Origin of the sequence: Roseovarius litorisediminis (genome assembly GCF_900172295.1) — a bacterium.
GTDB classification, from domain to species: domain Bacteria; phylum Pseudomonadota; class Alphaproteobacteria; order Rhodobacterales; family Rhodobacteraceae; genus Roseovarius; species Roseovarius litorisediminis.
On record NZ_FWFL01000008.1, the window covers coordinates 99885 to 119805 of the forward strand.

Sequence of the window (19921 nt, forward strand, 5' to 3'; positions counted from 1 at the left end):
CCTGACAGTTGGCTTCGCAAGGGTAATCTTCTGGCCGCAGCGTATCAGACTGCGACCCATTGCAATGGCTGCGGCAGGTTCTTCACGGCGTAGTCAATCCGCAGAACCCGGCGACGATTAGCGGTTTGAGAAGGTTTCGAGCGGTGCAGAAGCAGCATGTTCATGATCAAAATGTCGCCTCGTCGGGCAGAGCACATTTCAGTCTTGCAGGTAGTGGCGGCAGAGGAAGCATCTGAAGCACGCACGACGCCCAGTCGATGGCTGCCAAGCGCAATTTCCATGGCCCCATCCTGCGCGCCCGCATCGTCAAGATGAACCCGCACAAACAGCATATCAGCCAAGATTGCAGCAGGCGGCTCGCAATGCCAAAGCCCTGCTTTATTCGACCAATTCGAAAATCCCGGCAAATCATGCCGTTCTTGCACAGCAATTACCCGGTCCTGATGCCACGGCACTGACCAATTTCCCGCATCAGATTTGTTGAAAGCCACAAGCCGGACCGGAAAGGCAAGCGGGTAAAAGCGCCGGATCATTTGGGTTACGGGCCCGTCAGTGGCCAGAATGCGGGTGGATTGACCAGTGGTCAACCGCGCCCCCGGACGCGTGCCATGGTCAGCAGCAAGATCAAGCTGTTGCAGGGTCTTATCGTCAAGCGCATCCCGGCTCCAAACGCGCCCGGTTTCCCGAAACTCATCAGAGAAAGCGGCCGCTATCAATGCGCCTCGGCCCAGTTTGCCCCCTGGCCTGCATCCACAATCAGCGGCACGTCAAGATGCACCGCCGGGTCGGCAGCCCCTTGCATGATGTCGCGGGCAGTGGCGATGAGTTTGTCCTGCGCGCCTTCCTGCACCTCGAATATCAGTTCGTCGTGAACCTGTAGCAACATCCGGCAGGGCTGCCCCTTGATTGCATCCGGCATGCGGATCATGGCGCGGCGGATGACATCGGCAGCAGTACCTTGTATGGGCGCGTTGATGGCAGCGCGTTTGGCAAATCCCGCGCGGGGGCCTTTGGCGGCTATCTCGGGCGTGTGGATTTTACGGCCAAAAAGGGTTTGGACAAAGCCATGCTCTTTGGCGAAACTCACCGTGTCGTCCATGTAGGTCTTGATGCCCGGGAAGCGTTCGAAATAACGGTCGATAAAGCCCTGCGCCTCGCCGCGTGGAATGCGCAGATTGCGGGCCAGACCGAAGCCCGAGATGCCGTAAATTACCCCGAAATTGATCGCCTTTGCCTTGCGACGCACTTCGGGTGTCATTTCGTCAAGCGGGACATCGAACATTTCGGATGCCGTCATGGCGTGGATGTCCTGCCCTTCGCGAAAGGCCTGTTTTAGCGCGTCTATCCCGGCAACATGGGCCAGAATGCGCAGCTCAATCTGGCTATAGTCCAGGCTGACCAGCACATTGCCCGGTTCAGCGACAAAGGCCTCGCGGATGCGGCGACCTTCTTCGGAGCGTACGGGAATGTTCTGCAGGTTGGGATCGGTCGAGGCCAAACGCCCGGTACTTGCGCCCGCCTGCATATACGAGGTATGCACACGCCCCGTTTCGGGATTGATATGGTCCTGCAGAGCGTCGGTGTAGGTGGATTTGAGCTTGCTCAACTGTCGCCAGTCCAGAACGCGGGCAGGCAGTTCGTGTTCCGTGGCCAAATCCTCAAGCACGTCTGCGCCAGTGGCATAGGCACCGGTCTTGCCTTTTTTGCCGCCTTCCAGACCCATTTCGTCAAACAGAATCTCGCCCAGCTGTTTGGGGCTGCCAACGTTGAATGTGCGCCCGGCCAGCTCATGAATTTCCGCCTCGAGCCCGGCCATTTTCTGGGCAAAGGCATTGGACATGCGGCTTAGGGTTTCGCGATCCACCTTGACGCCGTTCATTTCCATCTGCGCCAGCACGGGCACCAGCGGGCGTTCAAGCGTTTCATAAACAGTCGTGACTTTTTCCCGGTGCAGCTGGGGCTTGAAGATATGCCACAGACGCAGGGTAATATCGGCATCTTCAGCGGCGTACTTCACCGCCTCGTCAATCGGCACACGATCAAAGGTGATGGCAGATTTGCCACTTCCCAAAAGCGATTTGATCGGGATCGGGTCATGACTGAGGTAGCGTTCCGACAGCGCGTCCATGCCGTGGTTGTGGATGCCCGCGTTAAGTGCGTAGGACATCAGCATGGTGTCGTCGATCGGGGTGACTTCAACGCCGTGGCGGGCAAAAATCTTGGCGTCGTATTTCATGTTCTGGCCGATTTTGAGCACAGAAGCATCAGCGAAAACGGGTTTGAGGGCATCCAGAACCTCGTCTGTGCCCAGCTGAGCTGCTGCCAGCGTATCGGTGGCAAAAAGGTCGCCTGCGCCTTCGCCTTCTTTGTGGGTCAAAGGGATATAGCAGGCTTGCCCAGGTTCAACCGCCAAGGAGATACCCACCAGTTCGGCCTGCATTTCATCAAGCGAGGTGGTTTCAGTATCAACGGCCACATAACCGCGGGCGTTGATCCGGTCGATCCAGACCTGAAGCGCAGCCATATCCGAAACGCGTTCATATTTTTCAGGGTCGATGGAGGGCCACTTTGGCGCGTCTGCTTCGGGCGGGTTGGCGCCCGCCGGGCTGGTGTCGGGGATAACCGGCGGCTCGGCGCCCAAAGCATCTGCGATGCGCTTGCTGAGGGTTCGAAACTCCATCTCAGCCAAAAAGCCCAGCAGCGTTTCAGGCTCGGGGTCTTTGACCTCAAGATCATCCAGTGTGAAATCCAGCGGCGTGTTGCAGTCCAGAGTGACCAGTTTCTTTGACAGTTCGATCTGGGCACGTTTTTCGATCAGGGTTTCGCGACGTTTGGGTTGCGTGATCTCAGGCGCACGGTCCAGCAGGGTTTCCAGATCGCCGAATTCGTTGATCAGCAAGGCTGCGGTTTTGATCCCGATGCCCGGCGCGCCCGGCACGTTATCCACGCTGTCACCGGCCAGCGCCTGAACATCAACCACGCGGTCAGGGCCGACGCCGAATTTTTCCTCAACGCCTTCGACGTCGATGCGTTTGTTCTTCATTGCATCCAGCATTTCAACGCCGCCGCCGACCAGCTGCATCAGGTCCTTGTCGCTGCTGATGATGGTGACGCGCCCGCCAGCGTCGCGCGCCTGACAGGCAAGCGTGGCAATGATATCGTCGGCCTCGAACCCTTCGATTTCCTTGCAGGCGATATTGAAGGCCTTTGTCGCCTCTCGCGTGAGGGGCATTTGCGGGCGCAGGTCTTCGGGCATCGCCTCGCGGTTGGCTTTGTATTCGGGGTAGAGATCGTTGCGGAACGTGTGGCTGCCCTTGTCAAAGATTACCGCCACATGGGTAGGCGCGTCCGGGCCGGCGTGGTCGTCAATATAGCGTTGCAACATGTTGCAAAAGCCGCTGACAGCGCCAATTGGCAAGCCATCGGATTTGCGCGTGAGGGGCGGCAGAGCGTGGTAGGCGCGGAAAATAAAGGCCGAGCCGTCAATCAGATGAAGATGGCACCCCTTGCCGAATTGAGTGGTCATGTCGTGCCCCCGCCGCAGTTGATTTCCATGCCACAGGTATTGCCATGAAGCAGCACGAGGTGCCAGTGGGTTCGTGCTTTAGCTTGTTTGCGCGCGTTTCAATCTATGCCGCCCCAGATGCTGACGACTGAAACGCCGCGCAGGATAGGCTGGGCTGCGCAAAAGCGGGAAAAAGCCGACGGCATATGTGGTGATATAGAACAGCAAGACAGCCCACCACAAACCAAGGTCAAAAAAGAGCATGCCGACGAGGGCTGCACCCAATCCGCAGAGTGTGCCGAGGATAAACGCAAAGATAGCCATTTCAGGAACCTCCGGTTTGTTTCGCTTGGCGCATTGCATAAAATGCGCACCCTTTGACATGGGGCCGGTCGCAGGGATGGACCAGACCTTGTCGTGGGGTTGTGAAAACTCGTGAACCTGCGTTCACTCTTTGGCGAACTCCGGCGTAACAGCTTAATGAACGAATGTTCGCCAATCGCAGGTTTCAGCGGCAAGATTTCAGGCGCAGGGGCCGGGTAAAGGCGCAGTGCGCTCGGCTGCGACCAACCGGTCGACCATGCGCCGGTCGATACCCCCCAGAACGCTGGTGCGTCCGATCACAAGCGCAGGTGTTCCGATAAAACCGAAGCGGCGTGCCAAGGCGGCGGTGACGGCCAGCTGACTTTCGGTTTTGGCCGAGGTCATGTCCTGCATCAGCTGGTCCGCATCAATGCCCGCGTCCCCGGCCACTTGCCGCAGATAGGGCGGGGTCGGCAGGACGGGCGTGCCCATCAGCCTTTCATGAAACATGGCGTAGGCGCCCTGCGCGCGGGCCGCCAGTGCCGCACGGGCCGCGCGCTGCGAGATCGGGCCCAGAAGCGGCAGCTCATGCCAGGTGATCTGCACCTTGCCTTTGGCTTCAAGCCGGGCCAGCATCGGGCTAACTTTACGGCAGTACAGGCAGCGGTAGTCGCTGAAATAGGCGATCTGAACGCTGGCCCCGTCGCGCGAGCCCCCGAACAGGGCATCACAAAGGGCGCCGTTGCTGATTGTAGGTTTTGCTTGTCCTGTCTCCAATCCGATCAGTGCGGTTGCCCCACCCGAGACCGGCCCCCCGGTGACACGGCGAAAGCCGGGCATGCCTGTCAGGGGTTCAAATTCCAGCTCAGGTTCCGACAATCGCCGCAGCAGACCGGTACTGCCATAGGCCGCACCAACCAGGGCGGCAAATCCGGCCAGACGGATTATTCGACGGCGGGTGGACAAAGCTTTTGACAGGGGGGCTAGACCTTGCCCTCAAAATCCTTGTGGACCAGCTTGCAGTCGCAATACGGGCATTCGACCCAGCCATGTTCGTTGGGGATCTGAAGCCAGACGCGCGGGTGGCCCAGTGCGCCTTCGCCGCCGTCGCAGGACACGCGGTAGCTGTCAACGATCTTGGTTTCTGGGGCCTTCGTCACCATCGGGGCATTTCCTTTTGCCTAGCTTTGAACTAGGTGCGACTATGAGCGATCCTGAGGTAAGGGGCAAGAGGACCATGGGTGAGAATGCCATCGAAATCCGGGGGCTGGTGAAAACCTATGGCAGCAGCCGGGGCAGCCCGGAAAAGCAGGCACTCAAGGGCATTGACCTGGAAATTCCCAAAGGGTCGGTGTTTGGGTTGCTGGGGCCCAACGGGGCGGGCAAATCGACGCTGATCAATATTCTGGCCGGTCTGGTGATTAAAACTGCGGGCCAGGTCACGATCTGGGGTTTTGATCAGGATGTGAACCCGCGTCAGAGCCGCGCTTCGATCGGGGTGATGCCACAAGAGCTGAATCTGGATCCGTTTTTCACGCCACGCGGCGCACTTGAAGTGCAGGCAGGGCTATATGGTGTCCCAAAATCGCAACGCCGCAGCGACGAGATTTTGCACCTGATCGGGCTGGAGGACAAGGCGCATGCCTATGCCCGTACGCTTTCAGGCGGCATGCGGCGGCGGCTTTTGCTGGGCAAGGCACTGGTACACCACCCGGCTGTTCTGGTGCTGGACGAGCCGACGGCAGGGGTAGACATCGAACTGCGCCAGATGCTGTGGGAAAATATCCGCCGCCTGAATGCTGACGGCATGACAATTATTCTGACCACCCATTATCTGGAAGAAGCCGAAGAGATGTGCGACGAGATCGCGATCATCAACCAGGGCAGTCTGGTCGCCCGCGACAGCACCAAAAACCTGCTGGGCCGGCTGGATGGCAAGACAATGATCATCCACCCCGAAACGCCGGCTATGGCCCTGCCCAAGGCCGACGGGCTGGAGGTTGTTCAACGACCCGATGGCGCATTGGCGATCAGCTATCAGTCGGGTCGCACCTCGGCCGAGGCGGTACTTGCTGCGGTGCGTGATGCCGGTATTCGCATCCGTGATGTCAAAACCGAACAGGCCGATCTGCAGGATGTGTTTCTGGAACTGACGCGCAGCCGTTAAATTGGTCCGTCAGCCTTGTTCAGGCCCTGCGCCCTTGTTGCCTTGTTCTTTTAAAGCGGCCTCAATCTCGGCCAGGCGCAGCAGAACTTCATCGCGATAGACATCTGTGCGTTCGGTATCCTCGGCGTGGTGGGCGTCCTGCATCGAATTGACGATCAGACCGACCAACAGGTTTACCACCGCGAAAGTCGAGATCAGAATAAAGGGTACGAAGAACGCCCAAGCATACGGATAGACCTGCATGACCGGGCGAACGATACCCATCGACCATGATTCAAGCGTCATGATCTGGAAGAGCGAGTACCCCGATCGGCCCAACGTCCCGAACCAGTCAGGAAAGCTGGAACCGAAAAGTTTGGTCGCCATCACTGCTGCAATATAGAAAATCAGCCCCATCAGCACAAAAACCGAGCCCATGCCAGGAAGCGCATTCACCAGACCTTCGACAACACGGCGCAGCGACGGCGCCACGGACAACACCCGCAGCAATCGTAAAATGCGCAGCGCCCGCAGAACCGACAGCCCCTGAACCGCCGGTAGCAGGGAAATAGCCACAATCACGAAATCGAAAACATTCCAGCCTTTACGAAAAAACGCCGGGCCGTGGGCAAAAAGCTTGGCCGCAATCTCGATCACGAAAATGCTGAGACAGAGCGTGTCTAAAAATATGATCAGCGGGCCAAAACGCTCCATTGCAGCGGCCGACGTTTCCAGCCCCAGAATGACCGAGTTGAACAGGATGACAGCAAGAATAAAATTCTGAATGCGTGGCTGATCAAAAAGGGCACCAACTTGGGAACGGAGAGTCATGTTTTTTCCTGTTTTGCAATGGTCTCCATATGGGCTTGCGCCCCGACCATCACAAGTCAGAATTATCCGGTTTTCGAAACCATTCGGCCCATCACCCGACCACCCAGAATATGCACATGCAGATGTGGCACCTCCTGCACACCGTCCCGTCCGGTATTTGAAATCAAACGGTAACCACCCCCGCCATCGCCGGGCTGCACGCCGGTGATCCGGCATACCTCGCCCACGGTGCGGGTGAAATCGGCAACTTCGGCGTCGCTGGCAGCGGCGGCAAAATGGTCATAATTGACATAAGGCCCTTTGGGGATCACCAGCACATGCACCGGCGCCTGTGGTTGAATATCATTGAAGGCCAGGCAGTGGTCTGTTTCAAGAACGGTGTTGTTGGGAATTTCCCCGCGCAGAATTTTGGCAAAGATATTCTGGTCATCATAGGTATAGGGCATCGGTATCCTCTGGGTATCTGGGGTGGCTTGCTGACTGCGGGTCAAGCACATGAATGCGCAGGGTATTGTCCGAACAACTGGGTTTCAATCCTATGCCAGTTCTGAAGGCCACCAAAACGGTTTAATCGGCAAAAAGGTGATCCGCCTGTGCAATTTCCCGTGCCTTTTCCGGTTGTATCCCGAGAAAGCGTGCGATCAGATCAGCATTCTGCCCGACCCCGGCGGACTGGCGCATGATCAGGTGGTTCTCAAAATCGGAATCCCGAATACGGTCACTTTCGAAGGTTATGTCGCCCCGGATTGTCGGCAAAAGCCGTTCCAGCGTGTCCTGGGGGGTCTGTTCTCCGGCCAAGCCTACACGTTTGGCGTGGCCAATCAGATACTCATCGGAAAAATTGCACTGTACCTCAAGCAGTTTGGTGACCGACCGGTCGCCGCAGAAATCCTGAAGCAGGTCCAGATTGCCCGGGTCGATACAAACGATCAGACGATCCGTTTCGTAGTAATCAAACAGCATGCGAAGCAGCGACCGCCGATGGCGGGCCCGTTTACCAAGGGTGGCCTGAATGCCCCCCAGATCCGGCAGCTCTGTCTCTTCTTCATTAAAAAGGTATTCGATTGCAGGCACATTTGTAACCAGCCTGATCCGTTCCAGCAGACGTTTGGCCACATGCCATTTCTTGCAGATAACGATCAGCAGCTCTCGCTCGCGACCCAGAGTGCTTTCGGTTTCCCAGAACCGGCTGGCAAAGCGCCGCCCGATGCGACCGCGACCGGTAAGGAACTTGAACAGGCTGCGGCCCTCGTTCGAGATCTGAAACTGCGCCTCTTCGTCGGCATAGAGCGCCCCAAGTCTCTTTTTCAGCTCCTGTGCCTCGGGGCTTATCTTGCGGGCGAACAGATAATCCTGACTGAGCAAAAGATTGTAATGATCATTATAGAAGGTCACCGGCATTCCGTAGTCTGTGAACATCAGAAAAGTCAGCGTGCGGGTTTCAATTTCCTGAGCTGGAACAAGGTGACGCACGAGGGTCTGGAAAAATGTTTCATCCGGAATCCAGGTGGTGCGGAAGAATCGCATTACATCCCGGCGCTGGCGGATAAATTCGAGGATCCATTCGATGGTGCGCCGGCGCAGGCACCACCACTGGCTGCCGATCTGGACCTGAATGTCATGCGGGATTTCACGGGTCAGCCTCAGCTTCTTCTGCAGGTTGAGAGCCAAATAAAAGCGCATTTTCTGCCGGCGTTCATTGAACACATGCCGGTAAATCAGTCGTTCTTCCCTGAGGCCGGTCTTGATCCAGTCACTTTCGAAGAAATCAAAGCTTTCCACGAAATCCACATCATGCCGGTCCAGAAAATCATGCGCGTAGGTGGCTGACTTGATCGCGGCGCAATCGCCCGACAGCATGTAAAAATGTGTGGCACGGGGGAAGGTCTCGACCGCGGCTTCTACAGCGTTAAGGGTGGCCTGAACCAGGCTCCACTCACCCCAGCCGCACCTGATGCGCTTTCGGGCAAAGGTGATATTGGGATTGTCCGCCAACGCGCTGTGAATCTGGCGGAAATATTCGGGTTTGGCACGGGCATCAAAATGGATTGCCATATAGTCACCCGCCGCCGTAAGCATCTCGGCCTGGCGGATAATCGCCTCGGGATCCTTGTGGCACAAAAGAATGTAGGCGATTTTGGCCATGTCCGACGCAATGTTCCCGAAATTGCAGTGCTTGGTGACATTGATAGTCGTGAACTCAGCTTGAATAAACAGGCTTTCTTTGGTTTTTTTAACGGGTTAGAAACATTTAGACCCGAAAGAATGCGGGCAGAACGAGCTTGGAGGCAGCTGCGATGGGGTTTCCCGGCACCTGGATGACCGAAACCGAAAGCGTGGTCTATCGTGTGGTGCCCAAATGCGCCTGTTCGACGATCGGACAGATCATGTATTATTCGGATCATGGCGCTTTTTTCGACGGTGACATTCATGATGCTGTCGATGGGCTACACAAATGGGCCCGCGAAGACAGTCAGCCCCTGATTCAGGCCAACGTTACCGCCCACAAATCTTATGCTTTCACTTGCGTACGCAACCCTTACACGCGGATACTTTCAAGTTTTTTCGACAAGATCTGCGGCATTCAGCGCAACGGTAAGCGCTATCGCGGCAAGCTGGTGCCGCTGTTGATTCAGAAATACGGGATCGACGTGGGTGGCGATGACGGCAAGCAGGAATTTGACCAGATCAAAAGCTTCCGGAGATTCCTTCTGTTTGCCCGCGACACGATCCGCTGGCACCGGCCAATGGACCCTGACATTCACTGGTCGGCGCAAGCGGGTCATGTGGCGACCTTCATCGCCAATGGTGGCACTTATGACAAGATTTTCTGGACCGAAAGTTTCAACGACGGGATGGAACAGGTGCTGGATGCGGTTGAGACGCCGCACCAATTGGACCTGAAGACCATTCCGCGCTTTAACGAATCCGAAGGTCACGGCCCCAGGCGCGCACATCCTGTCGAGGACTATTTCGACGATCTGTCGATGCATTTGATCAAGGAAATCTATCACCGTGATTTTGCGCTGTTCAAATACGATTTCGACGACCCGTCAAACAAGATGCCCATTGGCGAGATCGATTTGCACGAGGTTCATGCCAAGCTGGGTGAATGAATGCTAATCGCAAGGGGCGCTGCCCCTCTTGGCCTGCGGCCAATTCACCCAGAGGTATTTACCCCAAGAAAAAGCGCAACGATTTCTTAATCCTGATTTGTTTAATGTGGGGCTGCGGTACAGGCTGAGGAGCCGATGACCGTCCAAGGAAAAGCCGCGCTCTGTGCGCTGGTTTGCATCGGCGCATGTCCGAACGACACCAGCAATCAGAGCGCGCACCCATTTGTTTTTTCTTGGCAAAAATACCTAATCCTGCAGTCACCGCACATGCTGCGGCCTGCAGTTTCAGTCTTTCAGATCAGCCCTTCAGCCCTGAACATCGCCTTCACGTCCGCTTCGGGGCGGGCGCCGTAGTGGCCGATCACCTCGGCCGCTGCGATACATCCCATGCGGCCCGACACCTCAAGAGATCGTCCGGTGGCAATGCCATATAGGAACCCGGCAGCGAACTGATCGCCGGCGCCGGTGGCATCCACTGGGGTCACCTCTTGGACAGGCACGGACACGGTTTCATCGCCCTGTACCACCACCACGTCATGGCCCGAGCGGGTGCAAACGATCAGCCGGTTACCGGTGGCGGCCTGTTCCAGTGCTGCACCCAGATCTTCGGTCTGATAGAGCGATTTCCATTCGTGTTCATTGCCAAAGACATAATCCAGTTCGGTGACCATTTTGCGGAAATCGTCACGGTGCCGGTCGACGCAAAACGGATCAGACAGCGATATCCCCGCCTTGCCGCCGCCAGCGCGGCAGGCCCGTGCGGCGGCGAGGAACGCCTCTTTGCCTTTGGGCTTGTCGAAAAGGTAGCCTTCAAGAAACAGCAGGCCCGCATTGCCCGCCACGTCGTCGGGTACATCCTCGGGGCCCAGCTCGGTTGAGATGCCCAGATAGGTGTTCATCGAGCGTTCGCCATCTGGTGAGACAAAGATCATCGAGCGCGAGGTCGGCAATTCGCCCCCCGCCACAGGGGCATTCACAAAATCGGTACCTGCCGCGAACAGGCTTTGCGCGTAATACTGGCCCAGTTCGTCGTCACGGACCCGGCCGATCAGCGCCGTTTTCAGCCCCATCGCACCAAGACCCGCAATTGTGTTGGCGACCGAGCCGCCGGGCATCTGCGTGCGGTTTTCCATCTCTTCATAAAGATATTCCGCCCGATCTCCTTCAATCAGCTGCATGACACCCTTGTCGATCCCCATGCGTGACAGAAAGCCATCATCGCTCTGGCTGATCACATCCACGATGGCATTTCCGACGCCGACGGCCTGATATTTGGTCATAGATTCTTGTCCTCAAATTCGCAAAGGTCACGGATAATGCAGGTCGCGCACAGCGGCTTGCGCGCCTTGCAGGTATAGCGGCCATGCAGGATCAGCCAGTGATGTGCATGGTGTTGGAAATCCACCGGCACGTTGTCCTCGATGGCGCGTTCGACCGCATCTACGTTCTTGCCGGGGCAGATGCCGGTACGGTTGCCGACTCGAAATATATGGGTATCCACGGCCTGCGCCGGGTAATGCCACCACATGTTCAGTACAACATTGGCGGTCTTGCGTCCCACCCCCGGCAATGATTGCAGGGCGGCGCGCGAATTGGGCACCTCGCCATTATATTCGTCAACCAGAATGCGGCTGAGTTTGATCACATTCTTGGCCTTCTGGCGGAAAAGGCCGATTGTCTTGATATGTTCGCTCAGGCCTTCTTCGCCCAGGTCAAGCATCTTTTGTGGCGTGTCGGCGATTTTGAACAACGCGCGCGTGGCCTTATTGACACCAACATCAGTGGCCTGCGCCGATAAAGCCACGGCGACAACCAGCGTATAGGCATTCACATGCTCCAACTCACCCTTGGGTTCAGGGTCAGCTTTTTGAAAGCGGCTAAAGATCTCGCGGATCGTATGGTAGTCAAGCTGTTTGGCCATGCCCGCCCATATGCCGATAAAAATGGCTATGCGCAACATTCGGGTCGCATGGGCAGGTCTGCGGGTTTAAATTAGTTGAGACAAACAGGACCAGACCTATGAATGCAGAGCCGAACCAAAGCTATCACTACCATGTCATGCGTCGCGCAATTGACCTGATTGATCAAGACGACGCTCAATTGTCGCTGGACAAGCTGGCAGGCGAAATGGGGATGAGCCCGGCGCATTTCCAACGGCTTTTCTCGGCCTGGGTGGGCGTGTCACCCAAGCGTTACCAGCAATATCTGACACTGGGACATGCCAAGGCGCTGCTGGCCGATCAGTTCACCACATTGCAAACGGCAGATGCAGCAGGTCTGTCCGGTGGCGGGCGCCTGCATGATCTGTTTCTGCGGTGGGAGGCGATGACGCCCGGTGAATTTGCCCGCAAAGGTGAGGGGCTGAATATCTATTGGGGGTGGTTTGACAGCCCCTTTGGCCTGTCCCTGGTGATGGCCACTGAAAAAGGCATCTGCGGTATAGGCTTTGCCAGCGAGACCAGCGAAGAGGCCACGATGGAAGATCTGGTGTCGCGTTGGCCAAAGGCGGAATTCGTCGAGGACCCCATGATGCTGCGGCCCTGGGTGCTGGCGGCTTATGGTGCGCCGGATCAACAGCACGAGGCCGCACCGCTTTACCTGATCGGCGCGCCGTTTCAAATCAAGGTGTGGGAGGCGCTGTTGCAGATCCCTTCAGGTCAGGTGACCACCTATTCCGAAATCGCGCAGGCCATCGGCAAACCGCGCGCGGTGCGTGCCGTGGGCACAGCCGTGGGGCGTAACCCGGTCAGCTTTTTGATCCCATGCCACCGGGCCCTGCGCAAATCGGGCGGACTTGGCGGATATCACTGGGGCTTGCCGGTCAAGCGCGCCATCCTGGCCTGGGAAAGCGCCCGCGCCGAAGCGTGAATGCACATAAATTTGCGCGGAATGCTGCCGGTTTCCCCCCTTATTTGACTTGGGACTAGGCGTGTTATTGCATATCATTGCCTTAGCGCCGACTTGAACGGCGGTTCAAACATGAGGCAAATCTATGATCCGAGTTAAAAAAACCATTCTTTTTGTGGCTGGCGCTTCTTTGCTTACGGCCACGGCCTGTACAGACCCGGGTGTTGTCAGCGGCACCGATCCGAACCAGAAAGCCAAGCAAGGCGCGCTTCTGGGTGGCCTTCTGGGCGCAGGTGTGGGCGCGATCGCCAGTGATAAAAAGGGCAAAGGCGCAATTATTGGCGGCGTCATCGGCGCTGCGGGTGGTGCCGCCATCGGAAGCGCCCTGGACCGGCAGGAAGCCGAACTGCGCCAGAATCTGGACAATAACGATGTGCGGATCGTCAACACAGGCGACCGTCTGATCGTGACCATGCCGCAGGGAATCCTGTTTGATGTGGACAGCTCGACCGTCTACTCGGATATCCGCGGTGATCTGCTGACGGTGGCCCGTAATCTGAATGATTATCCCGACACATCCGTTCAGGTGATCGGCCATACAGACAACACCGGCGCTGCGTCATACAATCAGGACCTGTCAGAACGCCGCGCAAATGCGGTGGCGGATGTGCTGATGAATGGTGGCGTGGCCTTTAGCCGTATCCAGGCCTTTGGCCGCGGTGAGGATCAGCCGGTTGCATCCAACCTGACCGAAGAGGGCAGGGCACAGAATCGCCGCGTCGAGATTGTGATCCTCCCCAACGCCTGATTGGCCGAACACTAAAAATGAATGAACCCGGCGGGATGTTCCCGCTGGATTTTTTGGATTGTGAGGGCGCTTGCACAAATCTGAAAGGGCTTGAGACCACTGCCCTGCCCGGCTAAAGCGTTTCGAAATGACCTTAAGGCACAAGTTGATTTCGAAACGCCCGCACCATCAGCAGGTTACGCGCGTTTCGCGACAAACCGGTGGTTCAGGTTTATCGCGAAACGCTTTATATCAATTTGGAAAGGAGCCTGATCATGAGCCTCAATACATTCGGCCACCTGTTTCGCGTTACCACATGGGGTGAAAGCCATGGGCCTGCATTGGGCGCTACTGTAGACGGTTGCCCGCCAGGCATTGCGGTGGACGAGGCGTTTCTGCAGCAATGGCTGGATAAGCGCCGCCCCGGCCAAAACAAGAATATGACCCAAAGAAACGAACCCGACGCCGTGCGCATTCTTTCGGGTGTATTCGAGGGGCAAACCACCGGCACGCCGATTCAACTGATGATCGAAAATACGGATCAGCGCTCGAAGGACTATGGCGACATCGCCAACACGTTCCGCCCCGGCCATGCCGATATCACCTACCACCAGAAATACGGGCTGCGTGACTATCGCGGCGGCGGGCGCAGTTCCGCCCGCGAAACCGCCGCACGAGTGGCAGCCGGAGGTATCGCGCGGGCGGCGCTGAACACGTTGGTGCCGGGGATCGAGATCAAGGGTTATATGACCCGCATGGGCGCGATGGAAATTGATCGTTCGCGGTTTGACTGGGGCGCAATTGATACCAACGATTTCTGGATCCCGGATGCGGCCGCCGCGCCTGAATGGGAGGCGTATCTGCAGAAACTGCGCAAAGACCACAATTCGGTCGGGGCGATTATCGAGGTGGTGACCCGTGGCGCGCCTGCGGGTTTGGGCGCGCCGATTTATGGTAAGCTGGACACCGATCTGGCGGCTGCGATGATGTCGATAAACGCTGTCAAAGGCGTTGAGATCGGCGAGGGTATGTCAGCGGCGATGCTGCTTGGCACCCAGAATGCGGACGAGATTTTCATGGGGCCGGATGGGCCAGAATACTCCAGCAATCACGCTGGCGGCATACTTGGTGGCATTTCGACCGGGCAGGATATTGTGGTACGCTTTGCGGTCAAACCCACATCCTCAATCCTGACACCACGCCAGTCGATCCGCATGGATGGCAGTGCTGTTGAAGTGGTTACAAAAGGCCGACACGACCCCTGCGTCGGCATCCGCGCCGTGCCCGTCGGCGAGGCAATGATGGCCTGTGTGATTCTGGACCATCTGATGCTGCATCGCGGGCAGGTGGGCAACAGACCGTTGGGCAAGATCGGATAGGGTAAAGTTTTGAATTGAAGACGTTATTTTCTTCGCGGTGAAGCGCACAACGATCTTCTGGCAGGTCTTTGTGGGTCGATCCGCAGTCGTTTTCAAAACTTAAATGGGTTTGCGGCGGCAAAGCCCCCTCGCCATTGCTCGTCACCGCGTTCCAGGTTTCGAGGAGACGCCCAAGGGGGCGGTGACGAGACAAAAAAGCGCGCCGCAGGCGCTCCTTCAGATCAGGCCCGAAAGCGATCTTGCCGCCAATTTCAGAACACCCCTCAGGCGGATGATGCGGCCCAGTCCCAATACAAATCGCGGACCCGTTTGGTGATCGGACCGATCTGGTAATTGGTATCATCAAAGGCGGTAACCGGGGTGACTTTCATCATATTGCCTGACAGGAAAATCTCGTCTGCATCGTGGAACTGATCAAAGTTCATCACCGTTTCATGCACCCTGATCCCGTCGGCGCGCAGGTTCTCAATGTGGCGTGCACGGGTAATGCCTGCCAGAAAGGTACCGTTGGGTACAGGCGTGAACACCTCACCATCCTTGACCGCAAAGACATTGGCGGTGGCGGTTTCGGCCACGTTCCCAAGCGCGTCGGCCACAAGGGCATTGCCAAAGCCCTTGGCGCGCGCCTCGGCCAGCATGCGGGCGTTGTTTGGGTACAGGCAGGCGGCCTTGGCGTTGACCACGGCATCTTCCATCACCGGGCGGCGAAAGCGGGTCCGGGTGAGGGTTGTCGAAGCCTCAACCGGGGCCATGGGGATCGCCTCGAGGCTGATGGCAAAACCGGTTTCGCCATCCTCTTTGGGGACAATCGCCGACATGCCGCCGTCAAGCGCCCAATACATCGGGCGGATATAGACGGCGGTGTCTTTTGAGTAGGCCCTGAGTCCGTCATGGATGATCGCAACCATATCCTCAGTCGTGACATTGGGGGTGACCATCAACGCCCGCGCAGAGGCATTGACGCGGGCGCAGTGCTTGTCGAGATCGGGCGTCAGGCCGTTGGCGAAACGTGCACCGTCAAAGACGTTGCTACCCAACCATATCCCATGATCGGCGGCTTTCATGACCGCAAGATCACCCTTGTGCCATGCACCGTTGAACCAGGTGTGGATATTTGTGCCTGTCGCCATTTCACTGATTCCTTTTTTTCAGCGCGCAGGTTATGCCGGACACAAGGGCGGGTCCAGCACAGCGCGGCCTGACAGATCATGCTGGGCATAAGATTCAGCGTAAATTACAAACATCAGGTAATATGACGTTACGTAAATTACAGCCTAAAATGGTTTTTTCTTTGTCGATTGCGATCAAAATCTCTATGACTCCCGTGGGGGCCTTTTAAAGGGGTGTGGATTATGTGGCGTGTTTTGTCCCTGATCATGTGGATCAGCCTGTTGCTGATTGCCGTGACATTTCTTGCTTATGCCCTGCGTGGCCTGCCTTTTGTTGCGCTATGTCCGCTGATCGTTGTCTGGAGCTATATCGGCCTGAGACAACTACAGGCCTATTTCCCTTCTTTTCAGAGTCATGATAGTTCAATCTACTGATATGACGCGTTAGCGCCCCGGTTGCGCTTCGTCTGACCTAAGACGTGAAATCGCTGTGTTGCGATAATGCGCGACGCAGGTCGGTGTAAGAGGAAAGGCCAAATGGCTTTGCCATCGTTTCGCTCCACCGGACAGCAAAGGCGTTTTGGATTTCCGGCGTCACGAGCGCGGATTCCGCTCCTACTCTGCCGCGATTGACCTTTGAAGCGACACCCCCGGGTGGAATTCCACAGGCAGGATCACGTGCCCTGCGCACGAGATGATCGTCGAATTGCGCGCCATGCGCTTTCATGAATTCAAATCCGGCTTGCCGAGTTGCGATTTTGATGTGGGCAACATCCGTGATCCCGATAAAGTCAGCAACCCGGCGGACAGCTTCGGACAGGTTATTCTTCATGTCTTCAAACGTCAGGCACAGCACATCGTCGCGACCCCGTTCACCCCACCATGACGCGGCATGCGCCCAGTAGGTATCGCGTTCTTCCCGATCCAGGTAGTAGGCCGCGAAGTCAGAAACCGGGATCGACCCGGTCTCGAACCACCAGCCCTCAAGAAAACGGTATAGAGACAACATGGCGTCAATCGGATCGCGAAAAACCACGATGTAGCGTCCGCCTTTTGGAATATCGTGCCAACCGAGGTGGCTTTTGAACGCCCGGGGGCGGGCAACTTGCGGGGCATGGGCATCCAGGCCCATGTCATGCGCCAGTTCGAGCCACGGAACAACCTCGGAGATTTCGGCAAACTCCATTGAGCCGCCGGTGCGTAGCCCGTGGACGATTTGCTGCATCCATGTGGTACCGCATTTTGCATAAGGAGAGATGAAGACATCTGTCGGAGCGGGAAGATAGGAAAGACCACGTTTCAACCCTTGCTGAGTCGCAAACCGACTTGACCGTTCGCGCATATCATTGATCGTGGTGGGCCGTTTCAAGCCGGCATCCCCCCATAAAAGCTCTGTATCCCTTTATTGCACGGAAGCCGGGGCTTCTGCCAGAAGGGCATCCAGATCGACGGGATCGTTCACCATGGTCAGATTTCCATCGGCGTCACGCGGCCATTCTGCTTTGGGACGATCGACATAAAGTTCCACCCCGTTGCCGTCAGGATCAGAGACATAGATCGCTTCACTCACGCCATGATCGGCGGCGCCTTCAATCGGGATGCCTGCCTCGATCACCCGGCGCAGGGCATCGGCCAGTTGCGCGCGGTCCGGATATAGAAACGCAGTGTGATACAGCCCGGTATGCCCTTTGGGAGCGGGCGTGCCGCCACGCGATTCCCATGTGTTCAAACCCAGATGGTGGTGATAGCCACCCGCCGAGAGGAACACAGCCTGCGTGCCGTATCTCTGCTGAACTTCAAAACCCAATACGCCCGAGTAAAAAGCAATTGCGCGGTCAAGGTCGGCCACCTTCAGATGAACGTGGCCAATCCTGGTTTGGGGGTGAACAGGTTTCATTGCAGGGGCCTTTCGCTTGTTGGCCGCAATGTAGCCATCTACGGCTCAGCGCTCAATTCCTGCTTTTCGCCCACATTTCGTGCGAAAATGCACATGCTAAATCGCCGATTTCAGACTTTCTTCCAGATAGATTTCGCGCAGGCGCCTGGCCACTTTACCTGGCGTTCCATCCCCCAGCACAACCCCATCTATTTCCACGACCGGCATGACAAAAGCACTGGCTGAGGTGGTAAAAGCCTCGTCCGCCTGTTTGGCCTCGTCTATAGTAAAAAGGCGTTCTTCGACCTCCATCTGTGCCTCGCGGGCAAAACGCAGAACAGCGGCGCGGGTAATGCCGTGCAGAATGTCGTTGCTGAGGCCCCGGGTAATGATTTTGTTGCCCTTGACGATATAGGCATTGTTCGACGTGCCCTCGGTCACATGGCCGTCTTCGACCAGCCAGGCATCGTCGCAACCCGCGGCCTTCGCCATCATCTTGCCCATCGACGGATAGAGCAGCTGCACCGTCTTGATATCACGACGGCCCCATCGGATATCATCGATCGAAATGATCTTATTGCCCTTTTTTGCCGCCGGGCTGTCGGCCATGCCAGGTTTTGACTGGGTGAACAACACCAGCGTCGGCTTGGTGGTTTCGGGGTCGGGAAAGACGAAATCGCGGTCGCCGTCGCTGCCGCGGGTGACTTGCAGATAGACCAGCCCTTCGTCAATCTGGTTGACGCGGACCAGTTCACGGTGAATCTCAACAAGGTCATCAAACGCGTCAGGCTTTTGCATGTCCAGCTCGGTCAGTGACCGTTCAAGCCGGGCCAGGTGGCCGTCAAAGTCGATCAGCTTGCCCTGCAACACGCTGGTCACCTCGTACACGCCATCGGCCATCAGAAAGCCGCGGTCAAAGATCGAGACGGTCGCCTCGGTTTCGGGCAGGTATTGGCCGTTCACATAGACAGTACGCATAAGGTTATCCCCAAAGTTCTGGCAGGGGCGGGTGCACCCCGGCGTCATCAAATGTCAAAGCGTGATCCCGGTCTTCGGCCAATAGAAGCGGGCCGTCAAGGTCTGTTACCAATGCGCCTTGCGCCACCAGTGTCGCGGGGGCCATGGCCAAAGAACTGCCGACCATGCAGCCGACCATTACCTTGTAGCCCTGCGCCAGGGCGGCCTCGCGCAGTTTGAGCGCCTCGGTCAGACCGCCGGTTTTATCCAGCTTTATGTTGACCACGTCATATTTTCCCTTCAGCGCAGGCAGGCTGGCGCGGTCATGACAGGATTCGTCCGCACAAACGGGAACAGGGCGGTCCATGCCAAGCAGAGCGTCATCCTCGCCTGCGGGCAGGGGTTGTTCCACCAGAGCCACGCCAAGGCGCACCAGATGTGGGGCCAGATCGGTATAAACGGCGGCGGACCAGCCTTCATTGGCATCGACGATGATTGTTGATCTGGGTGCGCCCGCGCGCACGGCTTCTAGCCGGGGCATGTCGTCGGGCGTACCCAGTTTGATCTTCAGTAGCGGGCGAAACGCGTTTTTGGCCGCCTGCGCCTGCATGTTCTCGGGCGTGTCCAGCGACAGGGTATAGGCCGTGATCTCGGGTCCCGGCGCGGGCAGGTTGGCCAGTTCCCACACCCGTTTGCCCGTTTTCTTGGCTTCCAGATCCCACAAGGCACAATCCACGGCGTTGCGCGCGGCCCCGGCAGGTAGCAAATCATAAAGCGCTGTACGACTGATATCTGCAGGAAGGCTTTCGATCTCGTCCGTGACACCGTCCAGCGTCTCACCATATCGCGCATAGGGCACGCATTCGCCCCAGCCCTGTTGCGCGCCATCAAGCAGTCGCGCGGTCAGCACCTTGGCCTCAGTCCGTGATCCGCGGCTGATGGTAAATACCTGCGCCAGCTTGAACACATCGCGTGTTACGGAAATCTCCACCAGATTGCCCTTTCATTTTTCCTTAAATACTCTTGCCGAAGGCATCTGGCGAGAACGGCAGACATAACCGACGC

The 19921-nt window shown here is 57.2% G+C and carries 21 protein-coding genes; 6 read left to right on the top strand and 15 right to left on the bottom strand.

From position 1 onward, the window contains the following. Positions 1-44 precede the first annotated feature (44 nt). The 5 genes from PEL8287_RS15115 to PEL8287_RS15135 all read right to left on the bottom strand — a co-directional run bounded on the left by PEL8287_RS15115 (position 45) and on the right by PEL8287_RS15135 (position 4971). Positions 45-716, bottom strand: a complete 672-nt coding sequence (locus PEL8287_RS15115) for a phytanoyl-CoA dioxygenase family protein (RefSeq protein WP_085893268.1) — start codon at positions 714-716, stop codon at positions 45-47. Next, positions 713-3526: a DNA polymerase I gene (gene polA, locus PEL8287_RS15120; RefSeq protein WP_085893269.1), complete on the bottom strand. Its 2814-nt coding sequence runs from the start codon at positions 3524-3526 to the stop codon at positions 713-715. Before polA ends, PEL8287_RS15115 begins: the two co-directional genes overlap by 4 nt. A gap of 78 nt (positions 3527-3604) precedes the next feature. Further along, on the bottom strand, positions 3605-3829 hold the full coding sequence (locus tag PEL8287_RS15125; protein ID WP_139837825.1) for a hypothetical protein: 225 nt from the start codon (positions 3827-3829) through the stop codon (positions 3605-3607). Between the two features lie 198 nt (positions 3830-4027). Continuing rightward, positions 4028-4774: a DsbA family protein gene (locus tag PEL8287_RS15130; protein ID WP_085893271.1), complete on the bottom strand. Its 747-nt coding sequence runs from the start codon at positions 4772-4774 to the stop codon at positions 4028-4030. Positions 4775-4791: 17 nt separating this feature from the next. Further along, a complete protein-coding gene (locus PEL8287_RS15135) occupies positions 4792-4971 on the bottom strand; it encodes a zinc-finger domain-containing protein (RefSeq protein WP_085893272.1) in 180 nt (59 codons plus the stop codon). A 74-nt stretch (positions 4972-5045) separates the two neighbouring features. On the opposite strand from PEL8287_RS15135, the gene PEL8287_RS15140 reads away from it, so the two are divergent. Then, complete coding sequence (locus PEL8287_RS15140; RefSeq protein WP_085893273.1) at positions 5046-5975, top strand: ABC transporter ATP-binding protein; 930 nt, start codon at positions 5046-5048, stop codon at positions 5973-5975. Between the two features lie 9 nt (positions 5976-5984). Here the strand turns inward: PEL8287_RS15140 and PEL8287_RS15145 are convergent, their stop codons facing one another. From PEL8287_RS15145 to PEL8287_RS15155, 3 genes are all read right to left on the bottom strand, one after another. Continuing rightward, positions 5985-6785, bottom strand: coding sequence for an ion transporter (locus PEL8287_RS15145; protein ID WP_085893274.1), 801 nt, complete (start codon positions 6783-6785; stop codon positions 5985-5987). A 62-nt stretch (positions 6786-6847) separates the two neighbouring features. Then, positions 6848-7231 carry an HIT domain-containing protein gene (locus PEL8287_RS15150; RefSeq protein WP_085893275.1) on the bottom strand — a complete coding sequence of 128 codons (384 nt, stop codon included), beginning with the start codon at positions 7229-7231 and terminating at the stop codon, positions 6848-6850. A gap of 121 nt (positions 7232-7352) precedes the next feature. Next, complete coding sequence (locus tag PEL8287_RS15155; RefSeq protein ID WP_085893276.1) at positions 7353-8930, bottom strand: DUF5928 domain-containing protein; 1578 nt, start codon at positions 8928-8930, stop codon at positions 7353-7355. 152 nt (positions 8931-9082) lie between these two features. On the opposite strand from PEL8287_RS15155, the gene PEL8287_RS15160 reads away from it, so the two are divergent. Beyond that, a complete protein-coding gene (locus PEL8287_RS15160; protein WP_085893277.1) occupies positions 9083-9901 on the top strand; it encodes a sulfotransferase family protein in 819 nt (272 codons plus the stop codon). A 293-nt stretch (positions 9902-10194) separates the two neighbouring features. Here PEL8287_RS15160 and PEL8287_RS15165 read toward each other — a convergent pair whose 3' ends face one another. Next, a complete protein-coding gene (locus PEL8287_RS15165) occupies positions 10195-11181 on the bottom strand; it encodes an adenosine kinase (protein WP_085893278.1) in 987 nt (328 codons plus the stop codon). Next, complete coding sequence (gene nth / locus PEL8287_RS15170) at positions 11178-11822, bottom strand: endonuclease III (protein ID WP_085893346.1); 645 nt, start codon at positions 11820-11822, stop codon at positions 11178-11180. Before nth ends, PEL8287_RS15165 begins: the two co-directional genes overlap by 4 nt. A 98-nt stretch (positions 11823-11920) precedes the next feature. Between nth and PEL8287_RS15175 the strand changes: the two genes are divergently transcribed. The 3 genes from PEL8287_RS15175 to aroC all read left to right on the top strand — a co-directional run bounded on the left by PEL8287_RS15175 (position 11921) and on the right by aroC (position 14914). Then, positions 11921-12769, top strand: coding sequence for a methylated-DNA--[protein]-cysteine S-methyltransferase (locus PEL8287_RS15175; protein WP_085893279.1), 849 nt, complete (start codon positions 11921-11923; stop codon positions 12767-12769). 124 nt (positions 12770-12893) lie between these two features. Next, on the top strand, positions 12894-13556 hold the full coding sequence (locus tag PEL8287_RS15180; protein ID WP_139837826.1) for a YiaD family glycine zipper/OmpA-like lipoprotein: 663 nt from the start codon (positions 12894-12896) through the stop codon (positions 13554-13556). A 254-nt stretch (positions 13557-13810) separates the two neighbouring features. Next, a complete protein-coding gene (gene aroC, locus PEL8287_RS15185; RefSeq protein ID WP_085893348.1) occupies positions 13811-14914 on the top strand; it encodes a chorismate synthase in 1104 nt (367 codons plus the stop codon). A 263-nt stretch (positions 14915-15177) separates the two neighbouring features. Here aroC and PEL8287_RS15190 read toward each other — a convergent pair whose 3' ends face one another. Beyond that, the gene (locus tag PEL8287_RS15190; protein WP_085893280.1) at positions 15178-16044 is read right to left on the bottom strand and encodes a branched-chain amino acid aminotransferase; all 867 of its coding nucleotides are present in this window, start codon (positions 16042-16044) and stop codon (positions 15178-15180) included. A 222-nt stretch (positions 16045-16266) separates the two neighbouring features. Between PEL8287_RS15190 and PEL8287_RS15195 the strand changes: the two genes are divergently transcribed. Beyond that, positions 16267-16458 carry a hypothetical protein gene (locus PEL8287_RS15195; RefSeq protein ID WP_139837827.1) on the top strand — a complete coding sequence of 64 codons (192 nt, stop codon included), beginning with the start codon at positions 16267-16269 and terminating at the stop codon, positions 16456-16458. A gap of 37 nt (positions 16459-16495) precedes the next feature. Here PEL8287_RS15195 and PEL8287_RS15200 read toward each other — a convergent pair whose 3' ends face one another. The 4 genes from PEL8287_RS15200 to dgcA all read right to left on the bottom strand — a co-directional run bounded on the left by PEL8287_RS15200 (position 16496) and on the right by dgcA (position 19847). Beyond that, positions 16496-17392 carry a sulfotransferase domain-containing protein gene (locus PEL8287_RS15200; RefSeq protein WP_217807689.1) on the bottom strand — a complete coding sequence of 299 codons (897 nt, stop codon included), beginning with the start codon at positions 17390-17392 and terminating at the stop codon, positions 16496-16498. Between the two features lie 33 nt (positions 17393-17425). Then, positions 17426-17920 (bottom strand): VOC family protein, encoded by a 495-nt coding sequence (locus PEL8287_RS15205; RefSeq protein WP_085893283.1) that lies wholly within the window; start codon positions 17918-17920, stop codon positions 17426-17428. 96 nt (positions 17921-18016) lie between these two features. Next, a complete protein-coding gene (locus tag PEL8287_RS15210; protein ID WP_085893284.1) occupies positions 18017-18877 on the bottom strand; it encodes a D-amino-acid transaminase in 861 nt (286 codons plus the stop codon). Positions 18878-18881: 4 nt separating this feature from the next. After that, entirely contained in the window at positions 18882-19847 is a 966-nt protein-coding gene (gene dgcA / locus PEL8287_RS15215; protein WP_085893285.1) for an N-acetyl-D-Glu racemase DgcA, read from the bottom strand. Positions 19848-19921 lie beyond the last annotated feature (74 nt).